Annotated in this window: 1 protein-coding gene and 2 pseudogenes; 1 reads left to right on the top strand and 2 read right to left on the bottom strand. The window is 74.7% G+C overall.

From position 1 onward, the window contains the following. A pseudogene (locus AB0H87_RS41465) lies at positions 1-1280 on the bottom strand (hypothetical protein); the annotation flags it as partial. Between the two features lie 193 nt (positions 1281-1473). Continuing rightward, positions 1474-1614: a hypothetical protein gene (locus AB0H87_RS41460; RefSeq protein ID WP_360159254.1), complete on the bottom strand. Its 141-nt coding sequence runs from the start codon at positions 1612-1614 to the stop codon at positions 1474-1476. Positions 1615-1761: 147 nt separating this feature from the next. On the opposite strand from AB0H87_RS41460, the pseudogene AB0H87_RS41455 reads away from it, so the two are divergent. Continuing rightward, a pseudogene (locus AB0H87_RS41455) lies at positions 1762-1854 on the top strand (nicotinate-nucleotide diphosphorylase (carboxylating)); the annotation flags it as partial.

Below are 1854 nucleotides of genomic sequence, written 5' to 3'. Positions count from 1 at the left end.
CGAAGGAGAAGCTGCTCGCGACCGGCATGGGCTGGGTCGAGGGCTTCAGCGCGGGCAACGTCAAGCTGATCGGCGCCCTGGTCGCCGCTGGGTGCGAAGCCGCTCGGGCCGCGGAGCGGCTCCCCGGGCGGGCCACCGAAGCCGGACGACTCGGACTGAGCGGGCGAATCGGACGGTGCGCTCACGGCGCGGCCGTAGACCCGTGGCTGTGGCGGTGCGGTCGCGGGCGGTGGCAGTTGCTCGTCGGAAGCCGGCTGCACCCGGCTCGCCGTCGGCACCGATGCGCTCGCGCTCACCGCGCGCCCGGCCGAGGGCGGGCCGCTCGGCGGCCCGGACGTCTGGCCGGGGCCGCCCTGGCTGGGCACCGCCGGGTGGCCGCCGGAGCGCTCCTCCGCGTCGGGACCGAACCGGGAGACCGGACCGGACTGCTGCTCCGGGGCGCCGAACTGGCCCGGGTCGACCCGCACGGCACCCATCGGCACCGAGGCGGCTCCACCGACCCGCGCGGAGCCGACGGAAGCCGACCCGACGGACGCGGAGCCGGTCGGCGCGCCGCCGCCGGGCGGGCCGCCGCTGGTCGGCGTGGTGCCCTGCGGCGGGACGGGCGACCCGAAGCCGCTGAAACCACCGGAATCGCCTGGGCGGCTGGGCTGCTGCCCGGCGCCGGGGCCACCGTCGGAGGTCGGCGCCCAGCCACTCGGCCCGGGGAATCCGTTCGGCGCACCGTAGGACGGCCCGCCCGAGGACGGCTGGTTGCCACCGGGATCGGTCGGCTGCGGTATCTGCACGCGGCCGGTGTGGGAGCTGTCGCTCGCCGTGCGCGGCTGCGGCACGCTCGCCGGGTATTCGGCCTTGCCGTGGTAGTCGATCGCGCCGAAGCCACCGTTGTCGGACGGCTCGCCGGGCGGGAACGCGCCGAACGACGCGCCCGGGACGCGGGTCTGCTGCGGGGGCAGCGGCGTCGGCTCGGAAGCCTGCGGGATCGGGGCCGGGGCCGGGGTGTACGGGGCCGGCGGCGCGTCGGGACGGCGGCCGTTGACCCCACCCTGGTCGGCGTACGGCTCGCCCGGGCGACCCTGCGGCGCACCAGCGCCCCACGCCGGCTGGGCGCCCGGCGGGTTCCACTGGTCGGTCCGCTGTGGTGGGTCGTAGCCCGGCGGCGCCCAGGACTCCCCCGCCGCGCGGCGCCGGGGATCGTTCTCTGGATACCGGGGACCGCCCGCGTCCGGGGCAGCCTCGTCCGGCTCGTAGCCGGGATGCTGCGGACCCTCGGACGTCATCTGCGCCTCCTCGATCGCGGAACAGCGGCCCACCCGTCATGCCGATGGAGGGCAGCCCGCCCAACCGTACCGGGCGGTGCGACGGGTAGGAATCCCGGTGCTGTGAGCAGCACCGCTACGGCGGATCCGGTAACCGTGCCAATACGAAAGGCCCGCCCGGACGAGCCGGACGGGCCTTGGTGACAGCGAGCGACTATCGCTGGCTGCGCTGCGAGATCGCGATGATCTCGGCGCGAACGGCCGGCGAGTTGGTCTCGCTCAGCGCGCGCTCGAGAGCGCGCGCGCGGCGCATCTGCTGACGGTGCGAGCGGTAACGGTCCAACATGGTGCTCATTGCTGTGCTCCCCTGGTCTGCACCGGTCGCCCCCAACCGGTGTCGCTATCCATTGAAGCTCATTTGCTCGCCGTCTGCCAACGATTATTAGGTGAGCCGCACCACCGGCCGAACAAACAAAGGTCATCGGCAAAGTGGACTGAAGACCGCCGGGTCCGGGAGGCCTTTCCCGAGGTGCCGGTGCAGGTCGAGGTCACCACCGTCGAGGAGGCGATCGAGGCGGTGGAGGTCGGCGCCGCC

It is taken from the genome of Asanoa sp. NPDC050611, assembly GCF_040654855.1.
Taxonomy (GTDB): domain Bacteria; phylum Actinomycetota; class Actinomycetes; order Mycobacteriales; family Micromonosporaceae; genus Asanoa.
The sequence above is the reverse complement of the archived record's forward strand: the minus strand, read 5'-3'. Positions and strand labels throughout refer to the sequence as shown.

Coding starts and splice junctions, on each gene's coding strand:
- AB0H87_RS41460 (WP_360159254.1), bottom strand. CDS start 1,614: ATGAGCACCATGTTGGACCGTTACCGCTCGCACCGTCAGCAGATGCGC.